This window comes from Caulobacter mirabilis, from assembly GCF_002749615.1.
Taxonomy (GTDB): Bacteria; Pseudomonadota; Alphaproteobacteria; order Caulobacterales; family Caulobacteraceae; genus Caulobacter; species Caulobacter mirabilis.
The window spans coordinates 3,734,863-3,750,331 of record NZ_CP024201.1 but is presented as its reverse complement, the minus strand read 5'-3'; the positions used below and the strand labels follow the sequence as shown (position 1 = coordinate 3,750,331).

Annotated in this window: 13 protein-coding genes; 6 read left to right on the top strand and 7 right to left on the bottom strand. The window is 69.6% G+C overall.

The features are described from left to right. The first annotated feature begins 95 nt into the window (after positions 1–95). From CSW64_RS17750 to CSW64_RS17740, 3 genes are all read left to right on the top strand, one after another. Positions 96–1,880, top strand: coding sequence for an FAD-dependent oxidoreductase (locus tag CSW64_RS17750; protein WP_099623347.1), 1,785 nt, complete (start codon positions 96–98; stop codon positions 1,878–1,880). A gap of 129 nt (positions 1,881–2,009) precedes the next feature. After that, the gene (locus CSW64_RS17745; RefSeq protein ID WP_099623346.1) at positions 2,010–3,848 is read left to right on the top strand and encodes a 2-oxoacid:acceptor oxidoreductase subunit alpha; all 1,839 of its coding nucleotides are present in this window, start codon (positions 2,010–2,012) and stop codon (positions 3,846–3,848) included. Continuing rightward, complete coding sequence (locus CSW64_RS17740) at positions 3,845–4,900, top strand: 2-oxoacid:ferredoxin oxidoreductase subunit beta (protein ID WP_099623345.1); 1,056 nt, start codon at positions 3,845–3,847, stop codon at positions 4,898–4,900. Before CSW64_RS17745 ends, CSW64_RS17740 begins: the two co-directional genes overlap by 4 nt. A 3-nt stretch (positions 4,901–4,903) precedes the next feature. Here CSW64_RS17740 and CSW64_RS17735 read toward each other — a convergent pair whose 3' ends face one another. The 6 genes from CSW64_RS17735 to lgt form a co-directional block, all read right to left on the bottom strand. Then, positions 4,904–6,055 carry a glycoside hydrolase family 130 protein gene (locus CSW64_RS17735; RefSeq protein WP_245863755.1) on the bottom strand — a complete coding sequence of 384 codons (1,152 nt, stop codon included), beginning with the start codon at positions 6,053–6,055 and terminating at the stop codon, positions 4,904–4,906. A gap of 44 nt (positions 6,056–6,099) precedes the next feature. Beyond that, entirely contained in the window at positions 6,100–8,529 is a 2,430-nt protein-coding gene (locus CSW64_RS17730) for a glycosyltransferase family 4 protein (protein ID WP_099623343.1), read from the bottom strand. An 85-nt stretch (positions 8,530–8,614) separates the two neighbouring features. Continuing rightward, a complete protein-coding gene (locus CSW64_RS17725) occupies positions 8,615–9,577 on the bottom strand; it encodes an alpha/beta fold hydrolase (protein ID WP_172448617.1) in 963 nt (320 codons plus the stop codon). A gap of 53 nt (positions 9,578–9,630) precedes the next feature. Next, entirely contained in the window at positions 9,631–10,407 is a 777-nt protein-coding gene (gene pgeF / locus CSW64_RS17720) for a peptidoglycan editing factor PgeF (protein WP_099623342.1), read from the bottom strand. After that, complete coding sequence (locus CSW64_RS17715; protein WP_099623341.1) at positions 10,404–11,471, bottom strand: class I SAM-dependent methyltransferase; 1,068 nt, start codon at positions 11,469–11,471, stop codon at positions 10,404–10,406. Before CSW64_RS17715 ends, pgeF begins: the two co-directional genes overlap by 4 nt. A gap of 9 nt (positions 11,472–11,480) precedes the next feature. Beyond that, positions 11,481–12,317: a prolipoprotein diacylglyceryl transferase gene (gene lgt, locus CSW64_RS17710; RefSeq protein ID WP_099623340.1), complete on the bottom strand. Its 837-nt coding sequence runs from the start codon at positions 12,315–12,317 to the stop codon at positions 11,481–11,483. 120 nt (positions 12,318–12,437) lie between these two features. On the opposite strand from lgt, the gene CSW64_RS17705 reads away from it, so the two are divergent. The 3 genes from CSW64_RS17705 (at position 12,438) to proC (ending at position 14,113) form a co-directional block, all read left to right on the top strand. Beyond that, positions 12,438–12,686: an accessory factor UbiK family protein gene (locus CSW64_RS17705; RefSeq protein ID WP_099623339.1), complete on the top strand. Its 249-nt coding sequence runs from the start codon at positions 12,438–12,440 to the stop codon at positions 12,684–12,686. Positions 12,687–12,811: 125 nt separating this feature from the next. Further along, the gene (locus CSW64_RS17700; RefSeq protein WP_099623338.1) at positions 12,812–13,318 is read left to right on the top strand and encodes a type III secretion system chaperone family protein; all 507 of its coding nucleotides are present in this window, start codon (positions 12,812–12,814) and stop codon (positions 13,316–13,318) included. Between the two features lie 9 nt (positions 13,319–13,327). Beyond that, positions 13,328–14,113, top strand: coding sequence for a pyrroline-5-carboxylate reductase (proC, locus tag CSW64_RS17695; protein ID WP_099623337.1), 786 nt, complete (start codon positions 13,328–13,330; stop codon positions 14,111–14,113). On the opposite strand, the gene CSW64_RS17690 is transcribed toward proC, so the two are convergent. Further along, positions 14,110–15,450 (bottom strand): ATP-binding protein, encoded by a 1,341-nt coding sequence (locus tag CSW64_RS17690; RefSeq protein WP_099623336.1) that lies wholly within the window; start codon positions 15,448–15,450, stop codon positions 14,110–14,112. The two genes, proC and CSW64_RS17690, sit on opposite strands and share 4 nt — an antisense overlap. Positions 15,451–15,469: the final 19 nt, after the last annotated feature.

Genomic DNA, 15,469 nt, shown 5'->3' with positions numbered 1-15,469 from the left:
TAACTGGCATTCTGTGCATGGCGTAGGGCGAGTCGCCCGAGGCGGTGGCTCAGCTCTCCCGAACGACACAGGAGCGGGGGAGAGGAGCGCTACGGTTGGAGCCGACCAACACCGAGTCGCCTGAGTACTTTCACAAAGTCGTCGATTGCCAGTGGGCCTGTCCGGCTCACACGCCGGTCCCTGAATACATCCGGCTGATCGCCCAGGGCCGCCACGCCGACGCCTACATGGTCAACTGGAAGTCCAACGTCTTCCCGGGAATCCTCGGGCGGACCTGCGACCGGCCCTGCGAACCGGCCTGCCGGCGCGGGCGGGTCGACGAGGAGCCGGTGGCCATCTGCCGCCTCAAGCGCGTCGCCGCCGACAACAAGGGCGAGCTGAACGGCCGGATGCCCAAGCCGGCGGCGACCAGGATCGGCAAGAAGATCGCCTGCATCGGCGCCGGGCCGGCCTCGATGACCGTGGCCCGCGATCTGGCCCCGCTCGGCTACGAGGTCGTGGTCTTCGACGGCGAGGCCAAGAGCGGAGGCATGATCCGCAGCCAGATTCCCCGCTTCCGCCTGCCCGAGAGCGTGATCGACGAGGAGATGGGCTACGTGACCGCCCTTGGGCCGACCATGCGGCTGGGCGAGCGGGTCGACAGCCTGGGAAGCCTGTTGGCCGAGGACTTCGACGCGATCTTCGTCGGCACAGGAGCGCCGCGCGGCCGTGACCTGGACGTCCCCGGGCGGCGGGAGGCGGCGGCCAACATCCATATCGGCATCGACTGGCTGTCCAACGTCTCGTTCGGCCACGTCGAGGCGATCGGCCGGCGGGTCATCGTCCTGGGCGGCGGCAACACGGCGATGGACTGCTGCCGCACCTCCCGTCGGCTGGGCGGCGAGGACGTGAAAGTCATCGTCCGCTCCGGCTTCGAGGAGATGAAAGCCTCGCCCTGGGAGAAGGAGGACGCGATGCACGAGGGCATCCCGATCCTCAATTTCCTGGTTCCCAAGGCCTTCACCCACGAGGACGGCCGGCTGACCGGCGTGATCTTCGAGGAGGTCGCCCCCGTGTTCGACGACAAGGGGCGCCGCTCGCTGAAGCCGACCGGCGCGCCCGATCAGCATTTCGAATGCGACGACGTCCTGCTGGCCATCGGCCAGGAGAACGCCTTCCCCTGGATCGAGCGCGATATCGGCCTGGAGTTCGACGACTGGGGCATGCCGAAGGTCGACGCCGTCACCTTCCAGTCCACCCACCCGAAGGTGTTCTTCGGCGGAGATGCGGCCTTCGGGCCGAAGAACATCATCTGGGCCGTCGCCCATGGGCACGAGGCGGCGGTCTCGATCGACGCCTTCTGCCGGGGCAAGGACGTTCGTCTGCGGCCTCCGCCGATGGTGAACCTGTCTTCGCAGAAGATGGGCATCCACGAGTGGAGCTATGACAACGACGTCTCGCTCGAGGACCGCAAGGTCGTGCCGCTGCTGCCGATCGAGTCCGCCCTGGCGTCGGTGAAGGCCGAGGTCGAGCTGGGCTTCGACGACGCCCTGGCTCTGGCCGAGACGCAGCGTTGCCTGAACTGCGACGTCCAGACGGTGTTCAGCGCGCCGCTGTGCATCGAGTGCGACGCCTGCGCCGACATCTGCCCGACCGACTGCATCACCTTCACCGTCAACGAGGAGGAGGACGGGCTGCGGCCGCGGCTGAAGGCGCCGGCGATGAACGAGACCCAGGACCTCTATGTCTCCGGCGCGCTCCCGACCGGGCGGGTGATGGTCAAGGACGAGGACGTCTGCCTGCACTGCGGCCTCTGCGCCGAGCGATGCCCGACGGGCGCCTGGGACATGCAGAAGTTCCTGCTCGACACGGCCCAGGCGGGCGGAGGGTGCGTGCGATGAGCCGCTGCTCTTCCGTTTCCCCGCCGAAGGCCGGGGTCCAGTCGGGGTCTCGGATCTTGGGATCGATCCTGAACGCGCAGGCTGAACCGGATCCCGGCCTTCGCCGGGAACACGGGGAAGGGGCGTTTCATGGCTAGACCCCTCTCCGCGACCAACGACTTCGTGGTCAAGTTCGCCAACGTAAACGGCTCCGGCTCGGCCTCGGCCAACGGACTGTTCGTGAAGGCGATCCTGCGGATGGGCGTGCCGGTGGCGGCGCGCAACATCTTCCCGTCCAATATCCAGGGCCTGCCGACCTGGTACGAGATCCGGGTCAGCGGCCAAGGCTGGCTGGGCCGGCGCGGCGGGGTCGACCTGATGGTCGCCATGAACCCCCAGACCTGGGACCGCGACCTGGCCGAAATCGAGCCCGGCGGCTACCTGTTCTACGACTCCACCAAGCCCCTGCCGCCGGAGAAGTTCCGGCCCGACATCACGGTCGTCGGCGTGCCGTTGACCCGGATCTGCAACGCCGCCTACGCCGAGCCGTCCAAGCGGAAGGTGCTCAAGAACATCATCTACCTGGGCGCGCTGACCTTCCTGCTCGGCATCGAGCGGCCGGTGGTCGAGACCCTGCTGAGCGAGGAGTACGCCTCCAAGCCCGCCCTGATCCCGGCCAACATCGAGGCCCTGGCGCTGGGCTTCGACTGGGCGCGTGAGAACCTCAAGCCGCTGGGCCTGAAGCTGGAGCGCGCCGACGCCGTCGGCGACCGCATCTTCGTCGACGGCAACACGGCGGCGGCTCTGGGCGCGGTCTACGGCGGGGCCACGGTCTGCGCCTGGTATCCGATCACGCCGTCGACTTCACTGGCCGAGGCGTTCACCGACTACTGCAAGACGCTCCGCCACGATCCGGAGACCGGCGAGGCGCGCTACGCCATCGTCCAGGCCGAGGACGAGATCGCCTCGATCGGCGTCGTCGTCGGCGCCGGCTGGAACGGCGCGCGGGCCTTCACCTGCACCTCCGGTCCGGGCGTGTCGCTGATGCAGGAGTTCATCGGCCTCAGCTATTTCGCCGAGATCCCCGCGGTGATCTTCGACGTCCAGCGCGGCGGGCCTTCGACCGGCATGCCGACCCGGACCCAGCAGTCGGACGTCCTCAGCGCCGCCTACGCCAGCCACGGCGACACCAAGCACGTCCTGCTGCTGCCTGAGGGGCCGGGCGAGTGTTTCGAACTGGGCGCCCAGGCCTTCGACCTGGCCGACCGGCTTCAGACCATGGTCTTCGTCATGCTCGACCTGGACATGGGCATGAACGAGTGGCTGACCGCGCCCTTCGCCTGGGACGACAGGCGCAAGCTCGACCGCGGCAAGGTGATGACCGCCCAGATGCTCGAGGCGGGCGCCGACTTCGGCCGCTACAAGGACGTCGACGGGGACGGCATCCCGTACCGGACCTATCCGGCGACGCATCCGTCCAAGGGCGCCTACTTCACCCGCGGCACCTCGCGCGACCCCTACGCCCGCTACAGCGAGGAGGGGGCCGTCTATGTCGACAACATGGAGCGGCTGCTGCGCAAGTTCGAGACGGCCAAGTCGCTCGTGCCCGCGCCGGTCCATCGGGCCGCGAAGAAGAAGACCGGTTACGGGGTGATCTACTACGGCTCCACCAGCCCGGCGATGGACGAGGCCCTGGCCCAGCTGGAGGCGCGGGGGCTGCACCTCGACGCCCTGCGGCTGCGCGCCTTCCCGTTCGCGGGCGAGGTGTTCGACTTCATCGCCAAGCACGAGCTGGTCTTCGTGGTCGAGCAGAACCGTGACGCCCAGCTGCGCGCGCTGTTGATCAACGAGGGCGGCGTTGATCCTGCCCGGCTGGTGAAGGTGCTGAACTACGACGGCTCGCCGATCACGGCGCGCTACATCGCCGGCGAGCTGGCGAAGGGGATGGGCGCGGCCGATGTCGCCCCGACCGGGGAGATGGCCAAATGACCTACATCGCCAAGCCGGCCTTCCACCATCCGTCGCTGCAGAAGAACGCCCTGGGCTTCACTCGCCGGGACTACGAGGGGAAGGTCTCGACCCTGTGCGCCGGCTGCGGCCACGACTCGATCAGCGCCGCCATCGTCCAGGCCTGTTTCGAGATCGACCTGGAGCCGCACCGCCTGGCCAAGCTGTCGGGCATCGGCTGCTCCTCGAAGACGCCGGACTATTTCCTGGGCGCCAGCCACGGCTTCAACACCGTTCACGGCCGCATGCCCTCGGTGCTGACCGGGGCCAACCTGGCCAACCGCGAGCTGATCTATCTGGGCGTCTCCGGCGACGGGGACAGCGCCTCGATCGGCCTCGGCCAGTTCGCCCACGTCATGCGGCGCGGCGTGAACATGACCTACATCGTCGAGAACAACGGCGTGTACGGCCTGACCAAAGGCCAGTTCTCGGCCACCGCCGACAAGGGCAGCAAGTCCAAGAAGGGCGTGGTCAACTCGGACGCGGGCATCGACATGGTCGCGCTGGCCCTGCAGTTGGGGGCCAGCTTCGTCGCTCGCAGCTTCTCGGGCGACAAGGACCAGCTGGCGCCGCTCATCAAGGCCGCCCTGACCCACAAGGGCGCGGCCTTCATCGACGTGCTCAGCCCCTGCATCGCCTTCAACAACCACAAAGGCTCGACCAAGAGCTTCGACTGGGTTCGCGAGCACAACGAGGCAGTGAACCGGCTCGACGTCCTGCTCGGCCGCCTGCCGGTGACGACGCAGTACGAGCCCGGCGAGCTGGTCGAGGTGCAGCAGCACGACGGCTCCCTGCTGATGCTGCGCAAGGTCGCCGCCGACTACGACCCCACCGACCGGGTGAGGGCGATGAGCTACCTCCAGGAACGCCAGGCGGCGGGCGAGATCGTGACGGGACTGCTGTACGTCGACCCGGACGCCGACGATCTGCATGACGCGCTGGGGACGGTGCACAGGCCGCTGAACCAGCTGTCGGACCGGGAGCTGACCCCGGGCGCGGCGGCGCTGGCGGGGATCAACGCGGCGCTTCGGTAGGGGTCAGACCAGCTCCCGCACCAGTTCGTCGATACTGACCGAGCAGAAGGCGATCGAGCTGTCCGCGACCGCATAGGGCAGGAACAGCCGCCGCCCCAGCGCCAGGGCGCCGCAGGTATAGACGACGTTGGGCACATAGCCCTCGCGGTTCTCGTCCGAGGGCGAGATCAGCGGCGCCTGCATCCGGCCCAGGACGCGGGTAGGGTGCTCCTTGTCCAGCAGCACCGCGCCGATCGAGTATTTCCGCATCGCGCCGACGCCGTGGGTCAGCAGCAGCCAGCCCTCGTCGATCTCGATCGGCGAGCCGCAGTTGCCGAGCTGGACCAGCTCCCAGGGGAACTTGGGCGTCAGAATCTTCTCGCCGCCGTCCCATTCCAGCAGATCGTCCGACTTCAGATACCAGATGTTCTCGCCGTCCTGCCGCCCGATCATGGCGTACTGCCCGCCGACCTTGCGGGGGAACAGGGCCATGCCCTTGTTGCGCGCCGCCGTCCCCGACATCGGCAGCAGGTCGAAGTTGCGGAAGTCGGTGGTGCGCAGCATCTCCGAGGCGATCGAGGAGCCGCTGTAGGCCGTATAGGTGCCATAGTAGACCGGCGGCCCGTCGTCCGGCCGGAACAGCACCAGCCGGAGGTCCTCCAGGCCGTTCCGTTGGGCTTGGGTGAAGGGGAAGATCACCGTGCCGCTGATCGAGGCGGCCTCGTAGCGGCAGGCCGTGACCGGTCCCTGGTTCACCCCGCCCGGCGGCGGATCGCAGAGATGGGCGGCCATGGCGATCGGCGGCTCGGAGATCAGCTTCACCGCGCCGTCGGGCGTGACGATCCCCTCCCGAAAGCCGATGGAGGAGATGTGGCCTTCGCCGACGGCCCGAAGCGACAGGATGATCCGCACGGCCCCGCCGGTGAGTCCGCTCTGGTCGGGATGCGGGACGACGCTGGGGTTCATCAGCGCGGCGGCGGCGTAGCTGTATTCGTGGCAGAAATAGGCGCCGATCAGCGCCTTGCGGGTCTCGCGCAGGCGGTTCTCGAGGCCCAGCTCGGCCCTGATCTGCTCGTATCGTTCCAGGTGGACGGTGCGGGTCTGCCAGTGCCGGTCGCCGAAGTCCTGGTTCACCAGGGCCAGCTCGGCCTCGCAGGTCCGCATGTCCATCGCCATCACCGCATCGACGATCCGTCGCGCACGGGAGACCTCGCCCGGCTTCAGCGGTCGGGTGTCTGGAGCGATGTGGAAGGGCCGAATGACGACACGTTCCGGATTGGGCGGGAGTCGGAGTTCGCTGTGGTGGAGCTGGGGCATCGATCGACGGGGCGGCCTTCGGGGGAAGCTTTGTCGGCGGGGCGCGGGCCGGGCTGGGCCAGGCGCTCGAGGGCGTGCATGGCGCAGACGGCCAGTTGGAACGACAGGATCGACTCCGCGCCGCGGTTGAGGTTCGCGCCCGTCGGCGTCAGGCCGTCATAGCATTCGCCGGATTCAGGATCGGCCAGCGGCGCGCCCAGTTCGTTCTTCCCCAAGAACCAGTCGAAGGCGCGGCGGGCCTCTGACAGCCAGCGGATGTCGCCCGTCGCGGCGAAGGCAGCAGCGCAGGCGTCGACGGTCGCGGCGGCCTCCAGCGGCTGCTGGTCGAAGGGCGCGGCGGTGGTGTTCAGCCGGCCGAAATTGCCGGTGCCGACGGCGCGGAAGACGCCGCCGGGACCGACCTGGCGACCGCACAGCCAGCCAAGGGCGTCGAGTCCGGCCTTGGTCAGCGCATCGTCGTCCAGCACCTGGCCGGCGCGCAGCAGAGCCTCGGGCAGGCGGGCGTTGTCATAGGTCAGGAAAGGCTCGAACCAACGCCAGTCCGCATCGTCCGATAGCGCGCTGCAGAGGCCCTTCGCCAGTCGTTCGAGCAGGTCGCGTTCGTGGCCCAGGGTCAGGTCGCCGCGCACCAGGCTCGACAGGCCGAGGATCAGGAAGGCGTAGGTCCTCAGGGCCGTGAAGCCGTCCAGATGCTTGCCGGCGGCTTCGCAGAGCTCGCGGGCCCAGCGCCGCATCGCCTGGGATGGGGCTTCCGAAGCCGTGATCGCCGCGGCCCAGTAGGCGCGGGCGCTGCTGTCGTCGGAACCGGCGTCCTCCAGCCAGCGGCGATCATAACCCATGAAGTTCCGGAACCGTCCGGCGGCTGGGTTCCAGGCGTGGTGGACGAAGGCGGCGTAGGCCGTGGCCAGGTCGTCGAGGTCGTGCGCGGGCAGGCCTGCGGCTCGCAGCCGGTGGGTCAGCAGCAGCGCCCGTGCGTTGTCGTCGACGCAGTAGCCGTGGTTCCGGTCGGGTATTCCGTAAGTCGAATGCTGCAGCAGACCGCAGGCGTCCGTCATCCGCCGCAACCCGCCCAGCGCGGGGCGGGGCGGCCTCGGTCCTTCCGTTCGGACGTCCGCGCGCCAGGGCGCGGTGCGACGGACCTCGCTGACGACCCCCAGGTAGCTTTCGGCCAGGCGGCTCCAGACCGTGTCGCGGCCCTTCTCCCAGGCGCGACGGCGCATCTCCGCCATCGTGTCCGGCCGGGAGAGGAGGGTGGTTGCGGCGCGGGCGATGGCGGCCGCGTCGCGGAAGGGCGTCAGGACCCCTCGGCCGTCGGCGAGCAGTTCCTGCGCATGCCAGTAGGGCGTCGAGATCACCGCCTTGCCCAACGCCACGGCGTAGGACAACGTCCCGGACGTGATCTGGGCCTCGTTCGGGTAGGGCGTCAGATAGATGTCCGCCGCCGCCAGCCATTCCAGCAGATGAGGCGTGTCGACGTAGCGGTTTTCGAACCGGATGTGCGCGGTCACGCCCAGCGCCTCGGCCAAGGCCGCGAGGCCTTCGCGATAGACTTCGCCCTCCCGCGCCACCAGGTGCGGATGGGTGGCGCCGAGCACGACGTAGAGGGCGTCCGGCCGCGCCCTGACGATGTCGGGCAAGGCCCGGATCGCGGTCTCGAGGCCCTTGCCGGGCGACAGCAGGCCGAAGGTCAGCAGCACTTCGCGCCCTTCCAGCCCGAGCGCCTGCTTCGGACCGGCGGTGTCGACCAAGGGGCGGTCGGGGGCGCCGTGCGGCACGATCGCCAGCTTGCGCGGCGGGACGCCCCAGAGATCGCGGAGCATGTCGTGGCCGCGCTCGGCCATGACAATGATCTTCGAGGCGCGGCGCAGCAGCCGGGCGAAGACACGCCGCTGGTCTTCGGTGGGATGGCTGAGCACGGTGTGGACCGTGGCGATCACCGGCGCCTGCACCGCGTCGAGCAGAGCCATCAGATGCTCTCCGGCCGGGCCGCCGAACAGGCCGAACTCGTGCTGTACGCACACGACGTCGGGCTCGAGGGCGTCGATGCGGCGGGCGGCCTCGGCGTAGTCTTCGAGATGGTCCTGCCGGACGGCGAACATCACCTCCTCGCCGTAGCCGTAGGTTTCGCCCTCGTCCGCCATCGCCACCACGTCGACGGCGGCTTGGGGCGCCGCGGCGAGCAGGGCGTTCCGGACGTCGGAGGTGAAGGTGGCGATGCCGCAGCGACGCGGCGGAAAGCTGCCGACCAGGACGATGCGCCGGATCTGGCCGGAGCTCGATAGAAGACGGTGCGGTGCGGCGGTCTGGAGGGTTTCGGCGGTTACGCGATGCATGACGGTCCCCGTTGGACGCAGACGGGGAGGCCCGCGCCCGGTACGGGTATGCCAACGCGCGGCGGGCGGACTGGATGCGTCCCGCTCAGGTCACGGGCGCGTGCGCGGCGTCCCGGGCGGAATGCGGCGCGATGCGGCGGCGCAAGGCGGCCAGGCGGCGGTTGACCTGGTCCCGGGCCTCGCGCAGCCAGATCGAAAGCTCCGATCCGCGGGCGGGCAGGCAGGCTTCCAGCAGCGCCAGCAGATCGTCCGGCGGGCCGTCATTGAGGAAATGATCCGCGCCTTCGACCGTCTGGAAACGGGCGTCGCTCCGGTGAGCGATACGGGCGAACAGCCGCTCCGCCGCGGCCAGCGGCGCGAAGTCGTCGCGCGTGCCGTGGATGAGGTGGACCGGCATCGTCGCCTGTTCCAGCGCCCGGTGCAGATGCTCGATCTGCGACGGCTGGCCGGCGACCTCGCGCACGGCGTTTTTCAGGTCACGCGGAATGAAGGCGAGGAGCTTGGAGCCCCAGTCGACCAGCCGCTTGGCGGTTGGGCCGGACTCGCCGAAGTAGCCGGAGAGTAGGACCAGGCTGCGCACTCGTCGCGGCGCGGCGGCGGCCATCAGCGCGGCGATCGCGGCGCCGTAGGATTGGCCGACCAGCATCAGCCGCTGACCGGGAGCGGTCTCCAGCAGGGGCGCCAGGGCGGCGGCCTGGACGCGGATGTCGCCGACATACTCGACCGGCTCGCTGCCCGCGAAGCCGGGGCGGTCGACGACCAGCATCTCGCGGTTGGCGGGCAGGGCGGCCAGCACGGGCGCCCAGTACTCGGCCCAGCTCGGCGCGCCCGTAACGACCACGATCTTCCAGGGCGCGGCGCGCTTGCGGGGCGTGGTCAGGGCGGAAATACGCCAGGCGTGGCCGCCGCCGGCCTGCACGCTGGTCCTGCGGACGAGCGTCTCCGGATAGCAGACGGCGGTGGGCACGTGCTCGATCCGGCCGGTCGCCGCCGACTCGAAACACGCCCAACCGATCTCAAGCACCCCCTTCGGCCGCTTGCGCGCCACCGGGATCCTCCAGCCTAGTCCTGCGCCTAGAACGCGCGAGGACCCGGCTGGGTTCAGGTCAGCATGATCGCGCTGACCAGGCGGCCGTAGTCCGGCTCGCCCTGCTTGAACGCCCGGCGGTTGGAGAAGAACCAGTCCGGCTCGGCGCAGGTGTCGCGGCCGACCCACTCCGCCTGGGCCACACCCGCCTCGGCCAACCGCTCCAGCACGAACCCGGGGAGGTCGAACTGGCGCTTGTCGACCGCCTGACCGGGGGCGAAGAACTTCGCCGAACCGGGACGCTCGCCCTCGAACCGCTCGAGGAACTCCAGGCCGACCTCGTAGGACGCCTGGCCGATACAGGGGCCAACGGCCGCGACGATGCGGGCGGGATTGGCGCCCAGGCGGGCCATCTGCTCCACCGTGCCGGCGACGATGCCGCCCAGCGCGCCCTGCCAGCCGGCGTGGCAGGCGCCGACGACCCGGGCCTCCGCGTCCGCCAGCAACACCGGCGCGCAGTCGGCGGCCAGGGCTCCGCAGGCGATGGACGGCCAGTTGGTGACGACGCCGTCGGCTTGTGGGCGATAGGCTCCCCAGGGGGCTTCCGCCGCGACGGCCTTGGCGGAATGGATCTGGTAGCAGGTGTTCAGCGCGTCGGGCATCAGGCCGAACCAGTCGGCGACCCGGCGGCGGTTCTCCTCGACGTCGGTTGGTTCGTCCTTGGAGCCGCGGCCGATGTTGAGACTGTCGTAGACGCCCCTCGACGCGCCGCCCTGACGGGTGAAGAAGGCGTGCTTCACGCCGGGCAGAGCCGACAGAAGCGGGCTGTGCAGGGTAGGAAGCTTGCTCATTCCTGGGCCTCGAAACCGACCGGGATCAGCATGTCCGAGTGGATGGTCGCGACCTTGAACAACTCGCCCATCTGGTCGGGCGCGACCAGGCGCGCCAGCTGACGGCGGACCACCTCGGCGCGGTCGGGGCGGGCGGCCATCAGGGCCTCGGCCCGATGCTGAATCCCGAGCATGCCGAGGAACAGACCCTGCGGCATGGCGTCGGTCGCGCGGGCGCCGGCCTGACGGGCGGCGTCGCGCACGGTCGGGAAGTCGGCGTAGACGGTCAGGTCAGCCTCGCCGGGGAAGGTCAGTGGATCGACTTTCTCGTGCCGTCGCAGGGCCTGGAGGGTGTCGCCGAACTCCGGCTTGTCGCGGCCGTAGTCGATGAGCAGCGCCGCCCCGCCTTCGCGGGCGATCAGGCCACCCAGCGTCGCGCCCAGGGCCTCCTGTGCGGCGGAGACCTCCAGGATCATGCCGCCCGGCGTGGGCGTCGCGCCGTCGGGCGCCGGAGCGAGGCCATAGGCCAGCTCGCCGTCGGGACCCAAGCCCACCAGCCGCTCGACCCAGCCGTCCTCGCCGGCTTGGACGAACTGCCGCGCGGGCAGGCAGTCGAGCAGTTCGTTGGCGATCAGGATCACCGGCGCGCCGGCGGGGAGCTCCTCGATCGAGGCCGCCCAGCGCGGCGTCAGCGCGGCGCCGGCCAGCCTGTCCTTCTGCGCCGCGACGAGCGGGCCGGACGTTTCGATCAGCCACAGGTCGGCGGCCGCGACGAAGTCGGGGACCAGCCGCACCGCCCGCAACAGGTCGCTCATCAGCGTCCCGTCGCCGGGCCCCATCTCGACCAGCCGGAACGCGGCCGGCTTGCCCAGGCGGCTCCAGGTCTCGATGGCCCAAAGGCCCAGCAGCTCGCCGAACATCTGGCTGATCAGCGGCGCGGTGATGAAGTCGCCCGCTTCGCCCAGGGCCGGACGGGTGGCGTAGTAGCCGTCCTGCGGGTCATGCAGGCAGCGGGTCATGTACTCGGCGACGGAGATCGGGCCGGTCGCCGCGATCTCCGCCTTCAGTCGGTCAAGCAAACTCATGGTCGTGTCTTAGGCTTCGGCCTTCTCGGGGACGGCGGGGGCGATGGGTTCCTTCAGGCCACGCCAGACCATCCAGGCGCCGAAGAGCAGCATGGGGAGCGACAGCAGCATCCCCATGGTCAGGAAGGACTGCAGGAACTCGGGCATCTGGCGATCGGGCTCGCGCACCCATTCCAGGGAGAGGCGGAACAGGCCGTATCCGGCCAGGAACAGGCCGGCGACGACGCCGCGCCGCTGCAGCCACAGCTTCTTATGGACCGCGAACCACAGGATGACGAACAGCAGCACGCCCTCCAGCAGGGCTTCGTAGAGCTGGCTCGGGTGGCGGGGATAGGGGCCGCCGGCGGGGAAGATCACGCCCCAGGGGGCGGTGGTCTGGCGGCCCCACAGCTCGCCGTTGATGAAGTTGGCGATCCGGCCGAAGAACACGCCGAACGGAACCGCCGGCGCGACCAGGTCGCCGAGCTTGAACAGGTCGATCTTGTTGGCGCGGGCGAAGAAGATCATCGCCACGATCACGCCCAGCAGGCCGCCATGGAAGCTCATGCCGCCTTCCCAGATCTTGAAGATCGAGAGCGGCGCCTCCCAGAGGGTGCTGGTGTAGTAGAACAGGATGTAGCCGAGCCGGCCGCCGACGATGATGCCGAGAGTCAGCCACAGGATCAGGTCGTCGATCTGCTCCGGCGTGGCGGTCGGCTTCTGGTCGCCCCACAGCCGGGGCGTCTTCACGAGCCGGACGGCGTAGCGCCAGCCCAGCAGGATGCCGGCGACATAGGCCAGGGCGTACCAGCGGATGGCCAGCGGGCCGATGTGGATGAGCACCGGATCGAAGTCTGGAAAGGGCACGGGCGCCTCGTCTTGTGGACAGGTTGTCCTGTGATAGCGACGATCCTCTTCGCTTTCACCCCCGGTTTCCCATATTAAGGAGGTGTTGACGCCTGTTCGGCGTCCCGCCAGGACCCATTGATGCACACTCAGAACCCGATCCTCGACGAATTCGCCAAGCTGGCCACGGCCGCGATGGGCGTCGCCCAGAGCGCCGGCGAGGAGGCCAAGACCGCCTTCCGCGCCCAGGCCGACCGCTTCGTCGCCGAGATGGACCTCGTGCGTCGCGACGACCTGGACGCCCTTAAGGCCGAGATCGCCGCGCTGCGCGCCGAGGTGGCCGAGCTGAAAGCCGGTGCGTCCAAGAGCGGCGCCAAGAAGGGCGAGTAAGGCTCGCCCTCGACAAGAACACCCCTTACGCCCGGCGCGAAGCAGTCTAGGCTCCAATTTCAGGACGCCGCTGCCGCCGGGTGCTTACCCCGCCCCGGTCGCGAACCGGGGGAGCTATAGGCCTTATGGACACGCATCCCGAAGAAGACGACGCCCTGCTGGCTCTGGATCCGCTGGAAATCGTCGAACACGTCCTGGCGGCGGAGAACCTGACTTTCGACCGCACCGAGGACGGCGACCTCGCCTTCGCCCTCAGCGGCGACTGGAAGGACTACGAACTCTGGTTCGCCTGGCGGCCGGAAGCCGACTGCCTCCAGCTCTGCCTGTCGATCGGTCGCAGCGCGCCCAAGACCAAGCGCCCGGCGGCCTATGAACTGCTGTCGCTGATCAACCAGCGCGTCTGGCTGGGCCATTTCGAGGTCTGGGCCGAGGACGGCGAGATCGTCTTCCGCCACTCGATGAGCCTGCCGGGCGGCGAACGCCCGACGCTGGCCCAGGCGGCCTCGATGATCGACGCGGCGGTCGAGGCGGCGGATCGCTTCTACCCGGCCTTCGACTTCCTGCTCGCCGGCGCCAAGTCCCCCGACGAGGCGATGGCCGCCTGCATGTTCGAGACCGTCGGACAGGCGTAGACTGGTCGCATGACCCCGATCCTGCTTCTGGGCGCCGGCCGCATGGGCGGCGCGCTGATCGACGGCTGGCGCAAGGCCGGCGCTTTCGCCCTGTCCGACCTGATGGTGCGGGATCCCCATCCGACGACCGAATTGCAGGCCCTGGCCGGTCTGGCGGTCAATCCGCCGGACGAGGAGCTCGGTCGCGCCAAGACCGTGCTGTTGGCGGTGAAACCTCAGCTCTGGCGTGAAGCGGCGGCCCAGGCTGCGCCGCATCTGGCTCCTGACGCCGTGATCGTCTCGATCGCCGCCGGCGTCTCGGCCGCCGACATCTCCCGGGCCTTCGGCGGCCGTCATGTCGCCCGCGTGATGCCGACCACGGCGGTGGCGATCGGGCAGGGGACCGCCAGCCTCTACGCCGCCGACCCCGACGCGCGGGCCCGCGCGCACGCGCTGTTCGCGCCAGTGGCCAGCGTCGCCGACCTGGACGACGAGGATCTGATGCACGCCGCGACCGGCGTGTCGGGTTCAGCCCCGGCCTACCTGTACGCCTTCGTCGAGGCGCTGGAGGCGGCCGGCGTCGCCGCGGGGCTGTCGGAGGACGTCTCCAAGACCCTGGCGCGCTCCACGATCGCCGGCGCCGCGGCCTTGCTGAACGCCAGCGGCGAGGATCCGGCCGAACTGCGCCGCCAGGTGACCTCGCCGGGCGGCACCACCCAGGCCGCGCTTGAGGTCCTGATGGCCGACGACGGCTTCGGCCCCCTGCTCGAGAAGGCCGTGGCCGCGGCCGTGCGGCGGTCGAAGGAGCTGGGTTAACCCGGCAGCCTGACCACCGCCCTCAGTCCGCCCAGCGGCGAGCGATCCAGCGTTATGTCGCCGCCGTGTCCACGGGCCACGTCGCGGGCGATGGCCAGGCCCAGGCCGACGCCCTTTTCGTTCTGGTTCCGCGACTCGTCGAGCCGGTTGAAGGGGCGGAAAGCTTCTTCGTACCGCGCTTCGGGAATGCCCGGTCCGTCGTCGTCGACGACGATCTCGACCCCGCCGGCCGGCGTCGAGGCGACCGAGACCGCCACCTGGTCGCCGTGGCTGGCCGCGTTCATGACCAGGTTCGACAGCGCTCGCTTAAGGGCGTTGGGCCGCACCGGCAGGACCAGTTCTGGGTCGGCCTCGACGGTCACCCTGGCGCCGGCGCGGACGGCGCCTTCGGCGACCTCCGCGATCAGGTCCTTCAGCGAGGTCGGCTCAAGCACCTCGCCTTCCTCGCCGCGGGCGAAGGCCAGGTAGCCGTCGATCATGTGCTCCATCTCGGCCAGGTCGGTCTTCATGGCCTCGACCCGCTTCGACGGCTCCGCCAGGGCCAGCTCAAGCTTCAGCCGGGTCAGGGGCGTGCGCAGGTCGTGGCTGACCGAGGCCAGCATCGCGGTGCGCTGGTCGATATGGCGGACGATCCGGTTCTTCATGGCGATGAAGGCCTGCGCCGCCTGGCGAACCTCGCGGGCGCCGTAGGGCTTGAACTCGTCGACGTCGCCGCCCTTGCCGAAGGCTTCCGCCGCGTCGGCCAGGCGTTCAATGGCCCGGACCTGGTTGCGGATGAACAGGATGGCGATCGTGGTCAGCAGCAGGGTCGCCGCCGCCATCCAGAACACGAAGATATGCCCCTGGGTGGCGTAGGCGCGCTCGCGCGGCGCGATGATCCGCAGCGTGCCGTCCTTCACCTGTACGCGGATGTCGACATAGGCCGGGAAGCGGACGGTGTCGAACCAGTACGGCGCGTCAAGCTTGTCGGACAGGGCCTTGTCCAGCGCCCTGTCGAGCGGGGCGTACAGCGAAGCCGGCCGCTGCGGCGGCAGCTTCTTGTCCTCGATCAGCACGATCGACAGCGACATCGACCGCTCCGCTCGCTCGGCGATCTTGGGCAGGGCGGGCGGGTCCTCCTGATAGCTCTCCACCGCCCAGGCGATGTCGCCGGCCAGGCCGTCGGACAGGCGACTGGTCACCGTCTGCCAGTGGGCGTCGAAGAAGATCCAGGTGACGACCATCTGCATCAGCGCGACGGGCAGCACGATGATCAGCAGGCTGCGCCCGAACAGCGAAGTCGGCAGCCAGCGCTTCACCTGTCGCGGGATGAAGATCTTGAGGGCCCTGACCTTCATGACGGACGGATGGTCCCCA

Bases quoted from the DNA above. Each gene is read 5' to 3' on its own strand.
- CSW64_RS17745 (WP_099623346.1), top strand. From the start codon at position 2,010: ATGGCTAGACCCCTCTCCGCGACCAACGACTTCGTGGTCAAGTTCGCC.
- CSW64_RS17740 (WP_099623345.1), top strand. From the start codon at position 3,845: ATGACCTACATCGCCAAGCCGGCCTTCCACCATCCGTCGCTGCAGAAG.
- CSW64_RS17735 (WP_245863755.1), bottom strand. From the start codon at position 6,055: ATGGCGATGGACATGCGGACCTGCGAGGCCGAGCTGGCCCTGGTGAAC.
- CSW64_RS17730 (WP_099623343.1), bottom strand. From the start codon at position 8,529: ATGCATCGCGTAACCGCCGAAACCCTCCAGACCGCCGCACCGCACCGT.
- pgeF (WP_099623342.1), bottom strand. From the start codon at position 10,407: ATGAGCAAGCTTCCTACCCTGCACAGCCCGCTTCTGTCGGCTCTGCCC.
- CSW64_RS17715 (WP_099623341.1), bottom strand. From the start codon at position 11,471: ATGAGTTTGCTTGACCGACTGAAGGCGGAGATCGCGGCGACCGGCCCG.
- CSW64_RS17705 (WP_099623339.1), top strand. From the start codon at position 12,438: ATGCACACTCAGAACCCGATCCTCGACGAATTCGCCAAGCTGGCCACG.
- CSW64_RS17700 (WP_099623338.1), top strand. From the start codon at position 12,812: ATGGACACGCATCCCGAAGAAGACGACGCCCTGCTGGCTCTGGATCCG.
- proC (WP_099623337.1), top strand. From the start codon at position 13,328: ATGACCCCGATCCTGCTTCTGGGCGCCGGCCGCATGGGCGGCGCGCTG.
- CSW64_RS17690 (WP_099623336.1), bottom strand. From the start codon at position 15,450: ATGAAGGTCAGGGCCCTCAAGATCTTCATCCCGCGACAGGTGAAGCGC.